We start from the raw sequence: 16,285 nt of genomic DNA on the forward strand, positions 1-16,285 counted from the left end.
AAATAAATGGTGACAAAAATATTTTTTAATTGTGGTTTGTTGGGAAAAATCTGCATGTGGTTTGGGAAATCAAATCAAGATTGGGGGTTTTTGATTTTGTATTGGTGATAAATTTCTTTTTTGGTAATGTTTCTTTCTTGAGCAACTTTGCTAAAAGCCTCTTTTTCGTTAAAGCCTAATTTAAGGTAAAAAAGAACGTGATCGTTTATGCTTAGAGCAAGCAAATGTTCGTTGGGGTTGGGGTTGCCTGCAACAACAATGACATATTCGCCCTTATTAATTAAATCAAATTCTAAAATAGAGTCAAGATTGCCATTGATAATGGTTTCGAATTTTTTAGTCAATTCGCGCGCTAAAGAAATTTTTCTATTACCATATAATTTATGTATTAAAAGTAAAGTCTTTTTAATTCTATGAGGAGATTCGTAAATAACAAGGCTTTCTGAGGCGTTTTTATATTGGAGTAAATATTTTTCCAAAGCTTGAGACAAACGGGGTAAAAAAGCCAAAAAGATAAAAGGTGAGGGGATGGCAGAAGTCATAAAAGCAGTTAAAAAAGCAGATACTCCTGGAATCGCTACCACATTAAAACCATGTTTTTGCACTTCACAAACCAAAGAAAACCCAGGATCGCTAATAAGAGGAGTGCCTGCATCACTAATTAAGGCAATATTTTTTCCTTGTGATAAAAGTTCTAAAATTTGAGGTAGCCTTCTTGTTTGATTGTGTTCATAATAAGAAAGTAAAGGTGTTTGGATTTGATAAGTGTGTAAAAGTTTTTTGGCTCTTCTAGTATCTTCTGCTAAAATTAAAAAAACTTCTTTTAAAGTGGCAAGTGCTCTTAAGGTGATGTCTTCTAAATTGCCTATGGGAGTTGCTACCAAATATAAAGTAGGTTTGGCGTTGCAAAAACTTTGTTGTTGAAATAACATATTTTTTACCTTATTTGTTGGGTTTGGGTGTGTGCAAATTTTTAAAGATTTAAAATGAAAGTCTTTGGGCTTCTAATTGAATTAAAAAAGCCATGAAAAGATTTTCTTGATTAGATAATATATATTTTTTTTTGTAAATTTGGTGAATAATTTTTAAAATATTAAAAGTGGTTGGAAGGGGTAGGGTTTGATAGTATTTTTGATATTCTGGATTTGTTAAAATTTGTGTTTTGGAAAAATAAATGGGTGTTTTGGAGTTAGGTGTTTTTTCATATAAAATATCAGAAAAAAAACGTAATAACACTGATAAAAAATCATTTAAAAAATGAGGATAAGAGATAAGTTTTGCAAGCAGAGGAGAGGCAAAAACTGCTAATTTTAATGAAATTGTTTTTGGGAATTGAATAAGAAAATCCAAAAAAAATTGTTTAAAATTTTGATAATAATCGCTGGCAATAAATAAATCTATTTGATCGGAATTTTTATTTATTAAATTACTTAAGGAAAAATCAAAAGCATCTATTTGGGATTTGGTTTTAGAGTCTAAATTTTTTGATTTTGCATCCACAGTATCAGAGATATTAATAATTTGACAACGAGAAACTATGGTTGGTAAAACTTGTTCTAAATTATTTGTTAATAAAAAACCTATAGTATTGTTGTTGGAAGGATTTTCAAAAAAATGCAATAAACTGTTGGAAGTTTGGGTAGTTATTTTTTCTATTTCTTCAATTACATAAATTCTTTGGGTTCCGAATAAAGAAGTTTGCAAAAAGTTTTTTTGAAATTGCAAAATTTGTTCTTTGGTAAAAAGATGGTTTTGTTTGGTTAAATAATAAAAATTGGGGTATTGCGAATTAAGTAAGGTATCTTTTGTCAAAAGATGAGGGTCATGAGGTTTGAAAATACGATAGGCAAGTTCTAAAACAAATAATTTTTGTTGGGAAAGAGTGGAGCCAACAACTAAATAAAGATGAGCGAGTTTATTATTTTGGATAATTTGGTTAAATTTGGCTAACAAAGATTGGGTTTTGTTCATAATTCTATTTGAAAGACTTCTTTGAGTTTTTTTTCAATGATGTTATAAATGTTTTCCAAGGGCTTGCTTGCATCAATTAAAAAAATTCTTTTTTGTTGGTCTTTTTGACAAAGGTCAAGGTAGCCTTTGCGTACTTTTTTATGAAAAGACAGTTTTTGCAAATCAAACGAATTAATTTCTTTAGGTCTAAATTGTTTGACTCTTTGAATGCCTATTTTAGGGTCTAAATCTAGATAAAAAGTAATGTTAGGCATGTAATTTAGAGCAAAATTATTAATATTTAAAACAAAATCTTGACTTAAACCACGAGCATAAACTTGATAAGCTATAGTCGAATCTAAATAACGATCACAAATAACTATTTTGTTTTGTTGTAAAGCAGGAATAATTAATTTGCTTAAATGTTCTGATCTATCTGCTGCAAATAACAAAGCCTCAGTGTGGAAATCTATTTGTTTGTTAGAAGAATGCAACAAAATATTTCTAATTACTTCATTAAATAAACCGCCACCAGGTTCTTTGGTTAAAACACACGAATATTTTTTACTTAATTTTTCAAATAAATAACGTGAATGGGTGGTTTTTCCGGTGCCTTCACAACCTTCAAAAGAAATAAACATTTAGTATAAATTCTCCTTTTTGTGTATTTTTATTTATTGTCACAAAATCAATAAAAAATTTTTTTTAAAACTAAGGCTTTAGCAGGAGCCAAAAGGGTGGCTTTTTTAGTTGTGTTGCCTAATAACATCGCTTGAAATTGTTCCAAAGAAAATTTATTTTTACCAATTTCAATTAAAATTCCTACCAAAAAACGAATCATATATTTTAAAAAACCGTTTCCATGAAAAACTAAAATATATTTGTGTAAAGTTTCTTTGAGAAAGGCTTGAAAAATGGTTTTAGAAAAATTTTTAGGTTGGGTCTCACTAGTAAAAGCAAAAAAATTATGGGTGCCTTCAATAAATTTTAGGGCTTTGGTGATTTTATCAAAATCAAGTTTGTCAGCAAAAATTTGAAAATGATGGTTAAAAGCGTTGAGAGGTTTTTTGGAAAAAACATATTGATAAATTTTTGATTTCGCTGAATAACGAGCATGAAAATTAGGAGTGGCAAAGTTCATTTGTCTAACTCTAATATCAGGAGGCAAAAAGTAATTAAGAGTTTTTTGGAAATGTGTGGGTTTTAGAAAAAAAGTGGTTTGGAAATGGAGGGTTTGCCCTTGGGAATGGACTCCTTTATCGGTTCTACTAGCTGCAAAAGTAGGGATGTTTTGATGGGTCATTTTTTTTAAAGCTTTTTCAAAAGTTTGTTGCACGGTTATTTTTTGAGGTTGTTTTTGATATCCATAATAACAAGTGCCATCATAGCTTAAAATTAATTTATAAAAAAAGTGTTGCAAAAATGCCTCCTTGTGTAACTACAAAATATTTATTAAGAATTTAAAATGGGAAATAAGGAGTGAAGAAAAAAGGGGTTAATATTAAAAAAACCTCCTTAATCCTTAAGATAAGAAGGTTTTGATAATTTAAGTTTTTTGAGCAAGAACCTAAAAATGCTCGGTTAATTGTTATTAAACAAAAGCAATAATTGCCATTGGAGCACCATCACCACGACGAGGAACAGTTTTAATAACTCTAGTATATCCACCTTGACGATCAAGATATTTAGAGGAGATATCTTTAAATAGTTTTTGCAAAACTGTAGTGTCATCGTTGATTTTTTCATCAAAAAGATGTCTTTTGGCTTGGCGTCTAGTATGCAAAGTATTTTTTTTAGATAAAGTAACCATTTTATCAGCTAATTTTTGTAATTCTTTAGCTTTGGATTCAGTTATCATAATTTTTTCTTGCACAATTAAATCAGTCATTAAAGTTCTTAACAAAGCTCTTCTTTGAGATTTATTGCGTCCTAATTTGCTAAAAGGCATAAAATTTATCTGTCCTTTCTATTTTCTAATGTGTTTTTTAGTTTTAATGTTTGTCTTTGTCTTCTTCAACGCTGTGATGCAAAGCTTCTTTAAGATAATCATTGAATTCTAAACCGTATTCTAAAAATTTATCTTTTAATTCTTGGAAAGATTTTCGTCCTAAGCTTTTAAGTTTGACAACTTCTTTTTCACTTAATTTTACTAAAGCAGCAACTGTGTCAATCCCTGCTCTTTTAAGACTGTTAAAAAGCCTTACAGATAAATCTAGTTGTTCAATTTCTAAATCTAGTACGTAATTGTGAGCTTCTTTTTTAGATTCAGAAACAAATTCTACATGAGCAGGTTTTTGGCTTAATTCTACTAAAACATTAAAATGATCTACTAAAATGCTAGCTGCAGTTGCTAAAGCTTCTTTAGCTAAAAGAGCGCCGTTAGTGGTAATTTCAATAGTTAATTCGTCTTTGTTGCCTAATTTTTTTTCTACTTGATAAGAAACATTGACAACAGGAGTAAATAAAGAATCAATTGCAATAACGCCTACTTGATTTTCGCCGTGAACTTTGTTGTCTTTGGCGCCAACATAACCAATGCCTTTTTTAATGGTAACTGTCATATGAAAGCAAACATCATCAGAAAGGGTGGTAATGTAATGATCGGGGTTGATGATTTTAACTCCTGCAGGCAGTTCGAAAGAAGAAGCGGTTAGGTGTTGTGGTCCTTTGGCAATTAGTTCTAGTTTTTCTTCAAAATCATCTGATTCGTCGTCTACGGCAAAAACAATTTTTTTTAAATTTAAAATAATTGTCATGACATCTTCATAAACGCCAGGAATAGTGGTAAATTCTTGTTCTACTCCTTGAATTTTAACATTTACAATAGCAGTACCAGGCAAAGAAGATAACAAAACTCTTCTTAGAGCGTTTCCTACAGTAATGCCGTATCCTCTTTCTAAAGGTTTAATGGTGAATTTCCCAGAAATGGGATTTTCATCAATTTCTTCAACAAAAAAAGGTTTAATAAATTTAATATTTTTCATAATTACTCCTTGAAATGTCGAACAAGATTATTATCCTCTAGGAGGTTTTGGCGGTCGACAACCATTATGTGGTACTGCAGTAACATCTTTAATAGCAGTAATTTCTAATCCTGCTGCTTGCAAAGAACGGATAGCTGCTTCTCTTCCGGGACCTGGTCCTGTAATGAAAGTTTCTACTTTAACCATTCCGTGTTCCATCGCTGCTTTGGCAACTGCTTCAGCGGCTAATTGTGCTGCAAAGGGAGTTGATTTACGACTTCCTTTAAAACCCAAAGCACCTGCACTACTCCAAGTAACAGCATTACCGTTAAGATCAGTGATAGTAACGATAGTGTTGTTAAAAGTGGTATGAATATGTGCAATTCCTAAAGGAACATTTTTTTTAACTTTGCGTTTGGTAGTTTTTTTTCTTGCCAATGCCTTTCTCCTTTATTATTTTTATTATTTAGTTAATTTTATTATTTTTTCTTACCAGCAATTGCTTTAGGTTTACCTTTAACAGTGTGAGCATTGTTTCTGGTTTTTTGTCCTCTTACAGGCAATCCTTTACGGTGGCGTAGCCCTCTGTAAGCTCCAATTTCCATTAAACGCTTAATATTTAAAGTAACTTCACGTCTTAGGTCGCCTTCTACGTTGTATTTAGTAATTTCACTACGTAAAGCTGATAATTGTTGTTCGGTTAAATTTTTAACTCTAATATTTTGGTCAATGTTTAACTCGTTTAAAATTTTATGAGATAATTTATTGCCTAAACCATAAATATAAGTTAGTGCAATTACTACTCTTTTGTCGCTTGGAATATCTATTCCTGCAATTCGCGCCATAAATATCTCCTTTTATCCTTGTCTTTGATTGTGTCTACGATTTTTTTTATTGATAACATAAATGCGTCCTTTACGACGAACAATGATATCATCTTCACTGCGTTTTTTAACTGAAGCTCTAACTTTCATAATCTTTTCTCCTTACTTAAAACGATAAGTGATTCGTGCTTGTGTAGTGTCGTATGGTGATAATTCAATTCTTACTTTATCACCAGGTAAAATGCGTATGTTGTTGATACGTATTTTACCAGAAACATAAGCGATAATCGTTTTTTTATTTGGAAGCTCTACTTTAAATTTATCATTTGATAATAATTCAACAACTTTAGCTTCGATTTCAATTTTGGATTCAGTTTCGTTTAAATTGTTTTTTGACATTCAAAGTAATTCCTTTAATTTTGATTTCTGGGTTTGGGAGTGGTTGTGATGTAATTTGGTAAAATGAAAAACATATTATGCAAGTATTTCGTATCCTGTAGGAGTTACTAAAACTGTGTGTTCAAAATGAGCACTTAGGCTTTTGTCTGTGGTAACTACAGTCCAATTATCTTGCAAAATAGCAATTTCGGGATTCCCTAAAGTAAGCATGGGTTCTACACAAAAAGTCATTCCTGGTTGTAGGATTGCGCCTTCGTGGGGTTTGCCAAAATTAGGAATATAGGGTTCTTCGTGCAAAGATGTACCAATACCATGTCCGGTAAATTCTTCTACGATGCCTAAATTATTGTTTTTGGCAAAAAGTTCAATTTCATGAGAAATGTCAGAAAAATGATTTTGGGGTTTAATTTGCAAAAGACCTTGAAATAAGGCTTTTTGAGTAAGTGCAAGCAAGTTGTGAGTAGTTTGGCAAACAGTTCCTACAGCATAAGAATAAGCACAATCAACATAATAACCTTGATAGTTAATTCCTAAATCTAAGGTAATGATATCACCTTGTTTAAGGATGGTTTTTTTGGAAGGAATGCCGTGAACTACCACTTCATTAACTGAGGCACAAATATGTTTGGGAAATCCGTTGTAACCTTTAAAAGCAGAAATAACACTTTTTTTTTGATAAAAATTCTTAGCTAATAAATCTAGATCAAAAGTTGACATTCCTGGAATAACAAAGGAAGCAAGCAATCTGTGGGCTTCGTTAATGATTTTTCCTGCTTGTTTCATGATAGCAATTTCATGAGGAGTTTTGATGGAAATCATTTGCGATCTGTTTCTAAAACTTCTAAAATAATTTTAGTAACTTGGTCGATGTTTTGCATACCATCTACTTCAAAAAGTTGATTTTGTTCGCGATAATATTGCACTAATGGCAATGTTTCTTGATTAAACACTTTGAGGCGTTTAAGGAAGGTTTCTGGTTTGTCATCTTCTCTTTGAATTAAGGTTTTTTGGTCTTTGTCACAAATACCTGGGGTTTTGGGAGGAATGTTTTCGATGTGATAAACCTTACCACATTCGGGACAAATTCTGCGTCCTACAATTCTTTTCATTAAATCTTGGGTACCAGCGTTAAAATAGATGACTTTAGTTAAAAATAAACGAGAGTTTTTGAAAAAATCATCCAAAAAACGAGCTTGCAAAACATTGCGGGGAAAACCGTCTAATAAAAAATCTTTAGTAGCGATGTCCTTAGACAAGTAATCAGCTATCATTTGGTTAGTAATGTCGTCAGGAACTAAAAGTCCTTGAGCAATAAATTTTTTACTTAAAATGCCTAATTCAGTATTTTCTTTAAAATTTTTACGAAAAATATCGCCTGTTGCAATGTGGTTAATTTTTAAAATATCTGATAAAACAGAAGCTTGAGTCCCTTTACCAATTCCGGGCGGTCCTAATAATATTAGTATCATATTGTCTTTTTTGCTTAATTAAAATAATTTTTGATATTCTTTTTTGTTGGCAGTAGCTTTGATGCGTTGGATAGTTTCAAGGGCTACACTAACAATAATAAGCAAACTGGTTCCTCCTAATTTCATATCTTTCAAACCTAAAAAATGTTCCATAAGAATAGGTGTTACAACAAGAGCAGCAATAAAAACAGTTCCTAAAACGGTGATTTTAAATAAGGTATTAGCTAAATAACGAGTAGTTTGTTCACCTGGTCTTAAACCTGCAATATAGGCATCTTGTTTGGATAAATGTTCTGAAATATCTTCAGGATTGACATTCATAAAAGCAGAAAAGAAAGAAAAAACAATTACTAACAAGACTAAAAAGCCTATGGCAAAAAAGTTAATTTGGTTTTCAGGAAAGTTAGTTTTGGAAAAAAAATCTACTACTTCTGTAAATTTTGTATTCCCAATAACTCCTGATAACATCTGGAAAGGTTGCAATAAAGCAGATGCCAAAATAACTGGCATAACTCCCGCACTATTAATTTTTAATGGAATGTAGCTTTTTCCTTGCACTTGATTGCGCGCATAATTGATAGGTATTTTTAAAGATGTTATTTGCACAACTACAGTAAAAATTAAAAATAAGAGAAGTAAAAGAACAATACATGCAAAATTAAAAGTTTTTAAAGTTAAAAAATTTTTTTGAGATAAATATGATTCGTTCAGATTTACAAATAGATTAATTAGGCTGTGGCTCATCGAAACAACAATTAAAATAGAAGTCCCGTTTCCAATACCTTTGGAATTGATAAGGTCAGCAAACCAAATTAAAATAGCAACTCCTGCAGTAGCAATTAAAGCTAACAAAAACAGTTGGCTTGTACTTATTGATGTGACAAAAAGTTTTGAATAACTGTTCAAAAAAGCAAAAGATTGCCCAAAAGCAAACAATAAGGCAAGACTACGTGTTAAAAGATTAAGTTTGCGTTTGCCCATTTGTCCTTGGTCTTTCCATTCGCGACAAATAGGAAGAAGTTTTTGCAAAAATTGCACTACAATGGAAGCAGTGATGTAAGGAGTGATTCCCAATCCAAAAAGAGTACCAGCATTTATGGAAAAAACCCCAAAAAGTTTGGACAAATCAAGGGATTTAGTATTAATAAAAGGAAGAGGCCAAGAAGTTCCTAAACAAACAATAGAAATAATAAATAAGGTAAAAAAGATTTGAAACATTAATTTACGATTGCCTAAAACTAATTTTAATTGACGTTTCATCTTTAAATTACCTCTATATTTCCACCAACTGCTAAAATGGCTGCTTGAGCTTGTTTGGAGAATTTTGAAGCTTTTACGACTAATTTTTTAGTGAGAGTTCCTTGCGCCAAAACTTTAATACCACATAATTGGTCTTTAATTATTTTTTTTTCCAACAATAATTGAGGAGTGACAACGGTATCTTGAGGAAAGGTTTCTAGAGTTTTAAGGTTAAGAAGGGCGTATCTTTTTTGGGCAAAGTTGTGAAATCCTCTTTTAGGAATTCTTTGAAAAAAAGGGATTTGTCCGCCTTCAAAGCCGGGACGCAAAGTTTTTCCTGAACGTGCTAATTGTCCTTTGTGTCCTTTACCAGAAGTTTTACCAGTACCACTACCAGGTCCACGTCCTAAACGTTTAGTGGATTTACGAGCATTAGTGACCGGTTTTAGTGTGTGTAACATTATTTTTGCTCCTTTGTATCAGAAACTTTTTCAACTACAACAAGATGACTGATGGTTTTAATCATTCCATGGATGGCTGGAGTGTCATCTTTAATAACTTGATTGTTAATTTTTTTCAAACCTAAACAGTGAGCGGTTTTAATTTGATTAACACGACAAGCAATAAGGCTTTTGGTAAGAGTAATTTTTAATTTCATTGTTCTTTTTTCGCTAAAGTGATGCCTCTTAATTTAGCTACTTCTTCTTTAGTACGTAAACTTTGTAATCCATCCATTACTGCTCTTATTACGTTAATAGAGGTGCGTGAACCAAAAGTTTTAGTAAGAACATCATTAATGCCTACTAATTCTAAAATAGTTCTAGCAGCTTTTCCTCCAGCAACAATTCCAGTTCCTTTGGAAGCTGGTTTTAGAAAAAACTTAGACGCTCCAAAACGTCCAATAGTGTCATGAGGAATAGTAGTTCCTGTAATAGGAATGCGAACTAATTGTTTTTTGGCTTTTTCTAAAGCTTTTTTAATAGCTTCTACAATTTCTTTAGCTTTAGCGGTGGCGAAACCAATTTGCCCTTTTTTATCGCCAACAACTACCAAAGCAGAAAAACGAAAACGAGCACCACCTTTAACTACTTTAGTAATACGATTGATTTTAACAACTTTTTCTTCTAAAAGAGGGGCTTTTTTGTTAAATTCTTTCTTTATTGCTTTCATTTTGCTTTTCTCCTTTAAAACTGTAAGCCTGATTTACGACAAGCATCAGCTAAGGCTTTGATTTTGCCGTGATACAAATACCCTGATCTATCAAAAACAACATTTTTAATGCCTTGGGCTAAGGCTTTTTTAGCGATAAGAGCGCCTACTGCTTCAGCGGCTTTGATGTTGGATCCCAAAACATTGGCTTCTTTGCTATTAGCGCTGCATAGAGTTGTTTGTTGGGTGTCATCAATTATTTGCACATAAAGAAATTTATTAGATCTAAAAACATTTAAACGTGGTCTTTGTGATGTGCCTGAAACAATTTTTCTAAGGCGAAGATGACGTTTTTTACGAAGCACGCTAGAGGATTGTTTGTTTATCATAACTTATTTTTAGTCCTTTCTTGTTTTTTTAGCGCTTTTCCCAGCTTTTTGTCTAACGTATTGTCCTACGTAGCGGATTCCTTTACCTTTGTAAGGTTCTGGTTTACGTAGTTTTACATTTTTGGCAGCAAATTCGCCGACAAGTTGTTTGTCAATTCCTTTGATAACAATTTCTGTGTTTTGGTTAACTACCACTTCTAGATTATCAGGAATGGCAACGATTACAGGATGAGAAAAACCCAAAGATAAAATTAGTTGTTTATCTTTAATTTGAGCACGATAAGCTAACCCTACAATTTTTAAGGTTTTTTGAAAGCCTTTGCTTACGCCTTCTACCATATTGGAAAGTAAGGCTCTAGTGGTGCCGTGAATTTTTTTCATAAAAATTTCATCATTAGGGCGTTTTACTGTGATGACTTTGTTTTCATTAGTGATTGTTAATCTGTGATTGAATTGATATTCTAATTTGCCTTTAGGGCCTTCAACTGAGATAAAATTTCTATCTTTGATATCAACTTTAACCGCATTAGGGACTTCAATTGCTTTGTTTCCTACGCGTGACATAATTTTCTCCTTTATCTCCTTTAACTACTTTTGATTTGGCAATTAATTACCAAATATAAGCTAAAACTTCGCCACCAACTTGAGAAAGGCGAGCTTGAACGTCTGTTAGAATTCCTTTAGAAGTAGAAACCAAAGCAACTCCTAAACCGTTGAGCACTTTAGGAATTTGTTCTGCTGATGCATAAACTCTAAGTCCTGGTTTGGAAACTCTTTTTAAGCCTTTGATAACTCTTTCTTTGTTGGGAGCATATTTCAAACTAATAATTATTTCGCGAGATGACTGAGGTAGATAAAAATCTTTAATAAAACCTTCTTTTTTTAAAACTGCTAAAATTTCTAATTTTAACTTAGAAGCAGGTACTAACACTTTTAAATGTGACATTTGATTGGCATTACGAATGCGTGTCAGCATATCTGCAATAGGGTCTGTCATAACCATGTTTGAGCCTCCTTTTTACCTTTACCAACTAGTTTTTCTGACTCCAGGTAATTTACCTTGATGAGCTAACTGCCTAAAATTAATGCGGGAAATGCCGAATTTACGAATGTATCCGCGTGGTCTCCCATCAATAGAATCTCTGTTTTTTAAACGTACAGGTGATGCTTTGGCAGGAATTTGAGACAACCCAGCATAGTCAGCTTTTTTTTTAAGTTCTAAGCGTAGTTTGGCATATTTTAAAACTAGCTCTCTTTGTTTTTGATCTTTTACGATTTTGGATTTTTTAGCCATAAGTAATAATTCCTTTAATTTTTAAACGGCATACCATAAAGCTCTAAAAGCTTTTTGGCTTGAGTGTTATTTTTGGCAGTAGTTACAATGATGATATCCATGCCACGAATTTTTTTAACTTTGTCGATATTAATTTCTGGAAAAACGATTTGTTCTTTTAATCCTAGAGCGTAATTACCTCTGCCGTCAAAAGATTTACCAGAAATGCCTCTAAAATCTCTTACGCGGGGGAAAACTAAACGAGTTAGTTTGTATAAAAACGCCTCTTTGCGGGTTCCTCTTAAAGTCACTTTAGCTCCAATTGGCATGCCTTCACGTAATTTGAAATTAGAAATAGCTTTTTTGGCTTTAGTGATAACAGGGCTTTGTCCGCTTAATAATTTTAATTCTTCTACTACATCATCCAAAACTTTAACATTAAAAATAGCATCGCCTACGCCCATATTGATGACAACTTTTTCTACTTTTGGGACTTGCATAACGGATTTATAATTAAAAGTTTTCATTAAGGTGGCAGTGATTTTGGAATAGTTTAGAGTATTTTCTTTTTTCATTGACATTGATGCAAAGCCTCCTTAATTTTTTTCGTCTAATGTTTGATTTGATTTTTTAGCATAACGAACTTTTTTACCTGATTGTATGCGAATTCCTACTTTAGTGGGAGTTTGTGTTTGGGGGCAAACTAAAGCTACATTAGAAACATGAATGGGAGCTTCTTGTTTAACGATGGTGCCATTTTCTTCGTTTTGGGAAGGGGGTTGGTGTTTGGTTTTGATGTTGACACCTTCAACAATAATTTTTTGAGTTTTGGCAAAAACTTTTAATACTTTGCCTGTTTTAGTCATTTTTTTACCTGATTCGTCTGTTACAAAACGATCTTTGCCAGCTAAAATAGCTACTGTTTCTCCTACTTTAATACGCATTGAGTTGTCTCCTTACAAAACTAATTGGGCTAAAGAAACTATTTTGGAAAATTTCTTATCACTCAATTCTCTAACTACTGGACCAAAAATACGGGTGCCAATAACATTTAAATCTTCTTTTAAAAGTACTACAGCATTGTCGTCAAATTTAATGTAAGAGCCATTTTTACGTCTTATACCTTTTTTGGTTCGTACAATGACAGCTTTTAGAACGTCATGTTTTTTAACTGTACCAGAACCTGATTTAACAGTTACTAATACAATATCTCCGATATTTACATGACTACGACGAGTGCCTCCTAAAATACCAATAACTAAAACTTCTTTAGCACCGCTGTTGTCAACTACAACTAAACGACTTTCTCGTTGAATCATCTCAAAATCTCCTTACTTTACGCTCTTTGCATGGGAAAGAATTTTGAATAATCGAAATCTTTTAGTTTTAGAAAGAGGTCTTGTTTCCATAAAATTAACTAAATCGCCTGGTTTGGCTTCTTGATTTTCATCATGGACGTGGAATTTTTTCGATTGTTTCACTCTTTTGCCATATAAAGGGTCTTTTTTGTAAATATCAACAATAACAGTAATGGTTTTATCCATTTTATCTGAAACTACTTTACCTACGAAAGTTTTTCTAAAATTGCGTTGCATTATTGTTGTTCCTCCTTGATAGTTTCTACAGTGTCATCTAAATCAGGGGTAGTTGGTTGTGGAGTTGGGCTTTGATTTGCTAAAACAGGTTTGGCAGTGGAAGTGACAAAAGTTGGAGTAGTGGCTGTTTGTTGATTGCTTTTTTGGGTTAGGATTGTTTTGATGCGAGCAATGGTTTTTTTAAGCTTTTTGATTTTGGCAGTGTTAGTGAGTTTGCCTAAAGCTAATTGAAAACGCAAATCAAACAGTTCTTGTTTTAACTTGTCTACTTTGTTTTCTAATTCTTCTGGATTTAATTTTAAAATTTCTTGAGTTTTCATACTTCAGCACCTTTTTTAACGATTTTAGTTTTAATCGGTAGTTTGTGAGACGCAAGTCTTAAAGCTTCCATTTCTACTTTGGAAGAATTAGTAGTGTCTTTAACTTCGAACAAAACTTTACCTGTTTTTACCACAGCTACCCATTCTTCAGGAGAACCTTTACCAGAACCCATTCTTACTTCTAAAGGTTTTTTAGTTAAGGATAGATGTGGGAAAATGTTGATCCACACTTTTCCTGTTCTTTTCATGTAACGTGTTATTGCAATACGAGCGGCTTCAATTTGTTTGTTAGTGATAAAAGCACCTTCTTTGGCAACCAAAGCGTGGTTTCCGTTGGCAATAACGTTTTTACCTTTGGATTTGCCTTCAAAACTAACGCGGTGAGGACGACGATATTTAGTTCTTTTTGGCATTAACATGATTATTGTTGCCTCCTTTGAAATTGCGAGGGCGTCTGTTAGGAGTGTTAGAAGATTGGGAAGTAAACGGTTTTCTAGTGTCTAGAATGGTTTGTCCTGGTAAAACTTCACCGTGGAAAATCCATACTTTAATTCCTAAAACTCCATAAGTAGTGTGAGCTTCAAGAGCAGCGTAATCGATGTCTGCTCTTAGAGTGTGTAGAGGAACTCTGCCTTCGGCATGTCCTTCGCTACGAGCTATTTCAGCACCGCCCAAACGACCAGAAATTAAAGTTTTTACTCCTTTGGCACCAGCTTTTAGGGCTTTTTGGATTGCCATTTTTTGAACACGGCGGAAAAACATACGATTTTCTAGTTGTTCAGCCATATTTTGAGCAATTAATAAAGCGATTTTATCAGAGTTTTTAACTTCTAACACGTTAAGATTAACGTCTTTTTGGGTAAGTTCTTTGAGTTTGTTAACTAATTTGTTGCGTGTATCGCCATCTTTTCCAATAATAACGCCTGGTTTAGCGGTGTGGACAGAAATAGTGATACGGTTTTTATTTTTTTCTTTTAGGCGTTCAATGTCAATTTGACTGATAGCACTTTTTTTAGTAAAATTATTGATTAGTTTACGAATTAAAAAATCTTCTTTAATTAAATTAGGAATTTCTTTATCATTAACACACCATTGAGATTCCCAAGTTCTAATAATGCCTAATCTTAAGCCGTTAGGGTTAGTTTTTTGACCCACTTTGTTCTTCCTCCTTTGATGTTTGCAAGTTTGTGCTAGAAGTTATTACTAAAGTAATGTGGCTGGTTCTTTTTTTAATCATATCACCAGAACCTTTAGCTCTTGGAAACATACGTTTTAAACGCAAACCTTCGTTGACAAAAACTTCTTTAACATAAAGTTGTTCGCGGTTTAATTTTAAATTATTAACAGCATTGGAAACAGCACTGTTTAAAAGTTTTAAAATAACGGGAGCAGCTACTTTAGGGGTAAAAGTTAAAATGGCTTGAGCTTGTGCAATATTTTTTCCTCGAATTAAATCAACAACTAAACGTGCTTTTCGAGGGGCGATTGAAACTTTTCTAGCAATCGCTTTGGCGTTTTTGGTTTCCATAGTTATTCCTTCCCATTATTTTATTTTTTTTGCATTTTTTTGTCTTTTTTGTTGTGTCCGCGATAAGTACGTGTAGAGGAAAATTCACCTAACTTATGTCCTACCATGTTTTCTGTAATGTAGACTGGAATGTGTTCGCGTCCGTTATAAACAGCGATTTTATGTCCTACAAAAATAGGTGTGATTGTAGAACTGCGTGACCAAGTTTGGATCACTTTTTTGTTTTTTAAGTTTTTTTGTTTTTCTATTTTTGCTAATAGATGGCTAGCAACAATAGGTCCTTTTTTAACTGAACGTGGCATATTAACAACTCCTTATTTTGTACGACGTCTAATAATTAAAGCATTAGATGCTTTTTTACGGTCACGAGTTTTGACCCCACGAGCTTTTTTGCCCCAAGGTGTCATTGGTGATTTGCGTCCAATAGGAGCTCTACCTTCACCACCACCATGAGGATGATCGTTCGGGTTCATCGCAGAACCTCTTACTGTTGGTCTTATTCCTAAGAAACGTTTTTTGCCTGCTTTACCGTAATTAATTAGTTTATAAGATTCGTTGCCGATCTCTCCAATAGTAGCACGACAAGTTCCAAGAACTTTGCGAACTTCGCCTGATTGAAGACGTAATAGCACGTATTTGTCTTCTCTACTAATAATTTGACAAAAAGAACCAGCACTACGAGCAATTTGTCCGCCTTTACCTGGTTTTAATTCAATGTTATGAACGGTGGTTCCTACTGGAATATTCATTAAAGGAAGGCAATTGGCAACTTTGATATCTGCTTCTTTACCAGAGACAATTTGCATTCCTACTGTAAGTCCTTTAGGAGCAAGAATGTATCTTTTTTCGCCGTCTACATAGTGAATTAAAGCGATGTTAGCACTGCGGTTTGGATCGTATTCAATGGTAGCTACTTTGCCAACAATGTTATCTTTGTTTCTTTTAAAATCAATTAAACGGTATTTCCTTTTAACGCCGCCGCCACGATGTCTTACTGTAATTTTACCTTGGTTGTTGCGTCCGGCTTGGTCTTTATGAGATACCAATAATCTTTTTTCAGGAGTTTGAGTGGTGATTTCTGAAAAAGCAGAAACACTCATATTACGACATCCATTTGTAGTAGGCTTATATTTTTTAATTGCCATAATTTATACCTGCCTTGTATTTTTTTAATCGTTAATCGTTGT

At 33.0% G+C, this 16,285-nt stretch carries 30 protein-coding genes; all 30 read right to left on the reverse strand.

What is annotated here, in order from left to right; translation table 11 throughout:
* Window positions 1–74 precede the first annotated feature (74 nt).
* The 30 genes from rsmI to rplB all read right to left on the reverse strand — a co-directional run bounded on the left by rsmI (window position 75) and on the right by rplB (window position 16,243).
* The gene (gene rsmI, locus MBSPM3_RS01915) at window positions 75–932 is read right to left on the reverse strand and encodes a 16S rRNA (cytidine(1402)-2'-O)-methyltransferase (protein ID WP_069028274.1); all 858 of its coding nucleotides are present in this window, start codon (window positions 930–932) and stop codon (window positions 75–77) included.
* A gap of 49 nt (window positions 933–981) precedes the next feature.
* Window positions 982–1,971, reverse strand: coding sequence for a DNA polymerase III subunit delta' (locus MBSPM3_RS01920; RefSeq protein WP_069028275.1), 990 nt, complete (start codon window positions 1,969–1,971; stop codon window positions 982–984).
* On the reverse strand, window positions 1,968–2,591 hold the full coding sequence (tmk, locus tag MBSPM3_RS01925; RefSeq protein ID WP_069028276.1) for a dTMP kinase: 624 nt from the start codon (window positions 2,589–2,591) through the stop codon (window positions 1,968–1,970). Before tmk ends, MBSPM3_RS01920 begins: the two co-directional genes overlap by 4 nt.
* A 47-nt stretch (window positions 2,592–2,638) precedes the next feature.
* A complete protein-coding gene (gene truA, locus MBSPM3_RS01930; RefSeq protein ID WP_069028277.1) occupies window positions 2,639–3,370 on the reverse strand; it encodes a tRNA pseudouridine(38-40) synthase TruA in 732 nt (243 codons plus the stop codon).
* A 171-nt stretch (window positions 3,371–3,541) separates the two neighbouring features.
* The gene (gene rplQ / locus MBSPM3_RS01935; RefSeq protein ID WP_011160603.1) at window positions 3,542–3,898 is read right to left on the reverse strand and encodes a 50S ribosomal protein L17; all 357 of its coding nucleotides are present in this window, start codon (window positions 3,896–3,898) and stop codon (window positions 3,542–3,544) included.
* 43 nt (window positions 3,899–3,941) lie between these two features.
* Window positions 3,942–4,934: a DNA-directed RNA polymerase subunit alpha gene (locus tag MBSPM3_RS01940; protein ID WP_069028278.1), complete on the reverse strand. Its 993-nt coding sequence runs from the start codon at window positions 4,932–4,934 to the stop codon at window positions 3,942–3,944.
* A 30-nt stretch (window positions 4,935–4,964) separates the two neighbouring features.
* On the reverse strand, window positions 4,965–5,351 hold the full coding sequence (gene rpsK, locus MBSPM3_RS01945) for a 30S ribosomal protein S11 (protein WP_011160601.1): 387 nt from the start codon (window positions 5,349–5,351) through the stop codon (window positions 4,965–4,967).
* A gap of 41 nt (window positions 5,352–5,392) precedes the next feature.
* Complete coding sequence (rpsM, locus tag MBSPM3_RS01950; protein ID WP_011160600.1) at window positions 5,393–5,758, reverse strand: 30S ribosomal protein S13; 366 nt, start codon at window positions 5,756–5,758, stop codon at window positions 5,393–5,395.
* A 12-nt stretch (window positions 5,759–5,770) separates the two neighbouring features.
* The gene (rpmJ, locus tag MBSPM3_RS01955) at window positions 5,771–5,887 is read right to left on the reverse strand and encodes a 50S ribosomal protein L36 (RefSeq protein WP_011160599.1); all 117 of its coding nucleotides are present in this window, start codon (window positions 5,885–5,887) and stop codon (window positions 5,771–5,773) included.
* Between the two features lie 12 nt (window positions 5,888–5,899).
* Complete coding sequence (gene infA, locus MBSPM3_RS01960; RefSeq protein ID WP_069028279.1) at window positions 5,900–6,136, reverse strand: translation initiation factor IF-1; 237 nt, start codon at window positions 6,134–6,136, stop codon at window positions 5,900–5,902.
* 75 nt (window positions 6,137–6,211) lie between these two features.
* Window positions 6,212–6,955 (reverse strand): type I methionyl aminopeptidase, encoded by a 744-nt coding sequence (gene map / locus MBSPM3_RS01965; protein ID WP_069028280.1) that lies wholly within the window; start codon window positions 6,953–6,955, stop codon window positions 6,212–6,214.
* Window positions 6,952–7,605 carry an adenylate kinase gene (locus tag MBSPM3_RS01970; RefSeq protein WP_069028281.1) on the reverse strand — a complete coding sequence of 218 codons (654 nt, stop codon included), beginning with the start codon at window positions 7,603–7,605 and terminating at the stop codon, window positions 6,952–6,954. Before MBSPM3_RS01970 ends, map begins: the two co-directional genes overlap by 4 nt.
* Before the next feature lie 18 nt (window positions 7,606–7,623).
* Window positions 7,624–8,865, reverse strand: a complete 1,242-nt coding sequence (secY, locus tag MBSPM3_RS01975; RefSeq protein WP_069028282.1) for a preprotein translocase subunit SecY — start codon at window positions 8,863–8,865, stop codon at window positions 7,624–7,626.
* A 2-nt stretch (window positions 8,866–8,867) separates the two neighbouring features.
* Window positions 8,868–9,305 carry a 50S ribosomal protein L15 gene (gene rplO, locus MBSPM3_RS01980; RefSeq protein WP_069028283.1) on the reverse strand — a complete coding sequence of 146 codons (438 nt, stop codon included), beginning with the start codon at window positions 9,303–9,305 and terminating at the stop codon, window positions 8,868–8,870.
* Window positions 9,305–9,502 (reverse strand): 50S ribosomal protein L30, encoded by a 198-nt coding sequence (gene rpmD / locus MBSPM3_RS01985; RefSeq protein ID WP_011160593.1) that lies wholly within the window; start codon window positions 9,500–9,502, stop codon window positions 9,305–9,307. The genes rplO and rpmD overlap by 1 nt, the downstream gene beginning before the upstream one ends.
* Window positions 9,499–10,014, reverse strand: a complete 516-nt coding sequence (gene rpsE, locus MBSPM3_RS01990) for a 30S ribosomal protein S5 (RefSeq protein WP_011160592.1) — start codon at window positions 10,012–10,014, stop codon at window positions 9,499–9,501. The genes rpmD and rpsE overlap by 4 nt, the downstream gene beginning before the upstream one ends.
* 14 nt (window positions 10,015–10,028) lie before the next feature.
* Window positions 10,029–10,382, reverse strand: a complete 354-nt coding sequence (gene rplR, locus MBSPM3_RS01995; protein ID WP_069028284.1) for a 50S ribosomal protein L18 — start codon at window positions 10,380–10,382, stop codon at window positions 10,029–10,031.
* A 9-nt stretch (window positions 10,383–10,391) separates the two neighbouring features.
* Window positions 10,392–10,946, reverse strand: coding sequence for a 50S ribosomal protein L6 (rplF, locus tag MBSPM3_RS02000; protein ID WP_069028285.1), 555 nt, complete (start codon window positions 10,944–10,946; stop codon window positions 10,392–10,394).
* 46 nt (window positions 10,947–10,992) lie between these two features.
* The gene (gene rpsH / locus MBSPM3_RS02005) at window positions 10,993–11,385 is read right to left on the reverse strand and encodes a 30S ribosomal protein S8 (protein ID WP_069028286.1); all 393 of its coding nucleotides are present in this window, start codon (window positions 11,383–11,385) and stop codon (window positions 10,993–10,995) included.
* Window positions 11,386–11,406: 21 nt separating this feature from the next.
* Window positions 11,407–11,676 (reverse strand): 30S ribosomal protein S14, encoded by a 270-nt coding sequence (rpsN, locus tag MBSPM3_RS02010; protein ID WP_011160588.1) that lies wholly within the window; start codon window positions 11,674–11,676, stop codon window positions 11,407–11,409.
* A gap of 14 nt (window positions 11,677–11,690) precedes the next feature.
* Window positions 11,691–12,236: a 50S ribosomal protein L5 gene (gene rplE, locus MBSPM3_RS02015; protein WP_069028287.1), complete on the reverse strand. Its 546-nt coding sequence runs from the start codon at window positions 12,234–12,236 to the stop codon at window positions 11,691–11,693.
* A gap of 15 nt (window positions 12,237–12,251) precedes the next feature.
* Window positions 12,252–12,599, reverse strand: coding sequence for a 50S ribosomal protein L24 (rplX, locus tag MBSPM3_RS02020; RefSeq protein ID WP_069028288.1), 348 nt, complete (start codon window positions 12,597–12,599; stop codon window positions 12,252–12,254).
* Between the two features lie 12 nt (window positions 12,600–12,611).
* Window positions 12,612–12,974 carry a 50S ribosomal protein L14 gene (gene rplN / locus MBSPM3_RS02025; protein WP_069028289.1) on the reverse strand — a complete coding sequence of 121 codons (363 nt, stop codon included), beginning with the start codon at window positions 12,972–12,974 and terminating at the stop codon, window positions 12,612–12,614.
* Window positions 12,975–12,986: 12 nt separating this feature from the next.
* On the reverse strand, window positions 12,987–13,250 hold the full coding sequence (gene rpsQ / locus MBSPM3_RS02030) for a 30S ribosomal protein S17 (protein WP_069028290.1): 264 nt from the start codon (window positions 13,248–13,250) through the stop codon (window positions 12,987–12,989).
* A complete protein-coding gene (gene rpmC, locus MBSPM3_RS03360; protein ID WP_069028291.1) occupies window positions 13,250–13,570 on the reverse strand; it encodes a 50S ribosomal protein L29 in 321 nt (106 codons plus the stop codon). Before rpmC ends, rpsQ begins: the two co-directional genes overlap by 1 nt.
* Window positions 13,567–13,989 (reverse strand): 50S ribosomal protein L16, encoded by a 423-nt coding sequence (rplP, locus tag MBSPM3_RS02040; RefSeq protein ID WP_069028292.1) that lies wholly within the window; start codon window positions 13,987–13,989, stop codon window positions 13,567–13,569. Before rplP ends, rpmC begins: the two co-directional genes overlap by 4 nt.
* Entirely contained in the window at window positions 13,967–14,725 is a 759-nt protein-coding gene (rpsC, locus tag MBSPM3_RS02045; RefSeq protein ID WP_069028293.1) for a 30S ribosomal protein S3, read from the reverse strand. The genes rplP and rpsC overlap by 23 nt, the downstream gene beginning before the upstream one ends.
* Window positions 14,709–15,098 (reverse strand): 50S ribosomal protein L22, encoded by a 390-nt coding sequence (gene rplV, locus MBSPM3_RS02050; RefSeq protein WP_024563686.1) that lies wholly within the window; start codon window positions 15,096–15,098, stop codon window positions 14,709–14,711. The genes rpsC and rplV overlap by 17 nt, the downstream gene beginning before the upstream one ends.
* Window positions 15,099–15,118: 20 nt before the next feature.
* Window positions 15,119–15,400: a 30S ribosomal protein S19 gene (gene rpsS / locus MBSPM3_RS02055; RefSeq protein WP_069028294.1), complete on the reverse strand. Its 282-nt coding sequence runs from the start codon at window positions 15,398–15,400 to the stop codon at window positions 15,119–15,121.
* A 12-nt stretch (window positions 15,401–15,412) separates the two neighbouring features.
* On the reverse strand, window positions 15,413–16,243 hold the full coding sequence (rplB, locus tag MBSPM3_RS02060) for a 50S ribosomal protein L2 (RefSeq protein ID WP_069028295.1): 831 nt from the start codon (window positions 16,241–16,243) through the stop codon (window positions 15,413–15,415).
* Window positions 16,244–16,285: the final 42 nt, after the last annotated feature.

This window comes from Candidatus Phytoplasma zeae, assembly GCF_001712875.1.
GTDB classification, from domain to species: Bacteria; Bacillota_I; Bacilli_A; order Acholeplasmatales; family Acholeplasmataceae; genus Phytoplasma; species Phytoplasma asteris.